General features: G+C 73.2%; 2 protein-coding genes and 1 pseudogene. All 3 read left to right on the top strand.

The features are described from left to right. Positions 1–92: 92 nt before the first annotated feature. Positions 93–329 (top strand): annotated as a pseudogene (locus ABT160_RS46975) (hypothetical protein); the annotation flags it as partial. Between the two features lie 126 nt (positions 330–455). Then, positions 456–899 (top strand): YbaB/EbfC family nucleoid-associated protein, encoded by a 444-nt coding sequence (locus ABT160_RS46980; RefSeq protein WP_502984434.1) that lies wholly within the window; start codon positions 456–458, stop codon positions 897–899. A gap of 1 nt (position 900) precedes the next feature. Continuing rightward, positions 901–1,266, top strand: a complete 366-nt coding sequence (locus ABT160_RS46985) for a hypothetical protein (RefSeq protein WP_351656567.1) — start codon at positions 901–903, stop codon at positions 1,264–1,266. Positions 1,267–1,454: the final 188 nt, after the last annotated feature.

Consider the following 1,454-nt stretch of genomic DNA (forward strand, 5'->3'; position numbering starts at 1 on the left):
CCGGCCCGTGCCGCCCTTGTACGAGTAGAAGGTGATGATCTTCCCGTCGCGGTTCTCGGTCATGTGGTGGAGTCCTCCGCCGGTTCAGCGTTGCCGAGGAGAGCGAGCGCCGCAACCGCCGCCGTCGCAGCCCCTGGAACCGCCAGGAGGAGAGCGACACCTTCCTGTCACCGGCCGCCCGCGTGGCGACCACCGGCGGTGGCGGCGACGAGTCGCAGGAGCAGGGCGACCAGCGCCGCAGGACCACCAGCTCCGCCGACTACCTGGAGGAGGACGCGGACGTGTGGGGCACGGAGGAGGGCGGCACCCCGTCCGTCATCGGCCGGTGAGCGCCGTACGGCTCAGGAGCGGTCCGGGCGGGGAGACGCATCACACCCGGCCCCGGCTTCCGCCCGGGAGCCTCCACCAGGCAAGATCAGTAACGCAGTTGTACGACGGGCACGAGGGGAGCGGACGTGGAACCGCTTGAGAAGCGTCTTGAGAAGGCCATGCTCGAACTCCAGACGGCCCAGGAGGCGATCGCGCGCACCGAACGCGAGCTGCGCTCCGCGTCGTTCACCGCGCTCTCCTCCGACCGCGCGGTCCGCGCCACCGCGGGACCGCAGGGCGAGCTGTCCGGCATCGAGTTCCTGGAGAACAAGTACCGCGACATGTCCCCCCAGGAACTGGCCGCCAGCGTCCTGGAGGCGGCGGCCGCGGCACGCCTGAAGATGAACCGGCACGTGATGAAGGCCATGGCCCCCTTCGCCGAACCCAGCAGCGACGTACCGGAGTTGAAGGGGTTCGAACTGGACTGGGAGCGGATCTTCGGCGCCGAGGTACTGCGCGACGACGAGCCCGCCGACCGCGCGGGGCGGGCTGCGCCCGGCTGGCGCGACGCGCTGGACGAGGAGGACTGACATGGGCGAGCGCTACCACGTCGACCCGCACCGCATCGAGACCCTGGCGCGGCAGCTGGAGGAGATCGGCACCTTCACCAAGGCCATGACCGAGGAGTTCCTCTCCGAACTCGCGCCCACCGTCAACTGGCCCGGCACCGGCGAGTTCGGCGACAAGGCCAAGGCGCAGGAGCAGAAGGAGCGGCAGACCGCCAAGGACACCGTCATGGCGATCCGCGACGCCCTGGTGGCCGCCACCGACGCCACCGTCGACAACGTACGGATGATGAAGGACACCCGCGACCGCAACCTGGAGGCGATCGAGCAGGGCAACAGCCGCATGGAGACCGACGGAATCGACGGCCCGGGCGGGCATGGCCGCCGCTGACACCACCACCACCGTCGCCGCCGGGGGCCCCGCCCCCCGCCGGGCGGGGGCGGGGGGCGGGCCGGGCGGGGCGGCGGCGCGGCCCCGCCCCCATGCGGGACCGCGCGCCCGCCCACCGCGCGCGCGGGGCCCCCGCGCCCGCCCCCCCCCCCCCCCCCGCGCACGCCACCCGCACAGACCGGCACCCG

The sequence above is a fragment of the Streptomyces sp. NPDC001941 genome (assembly GCF_040296945.1).
Lineage (GTDB): Bacteria > Actinomycetota > Actinomycetes > Streptomycetales > Streptomycetaceae > Streptomyces.

What these genes read in the sequence shown, in the direction of transcription:
- ABT160_RS46985 (WP_351656567.1), top strand. Translation starts at nt 901, where the DNA reads ATGGGCGAGCGCTACCACGTCGACCCGCACCGCATCGAGACCCTGGCG.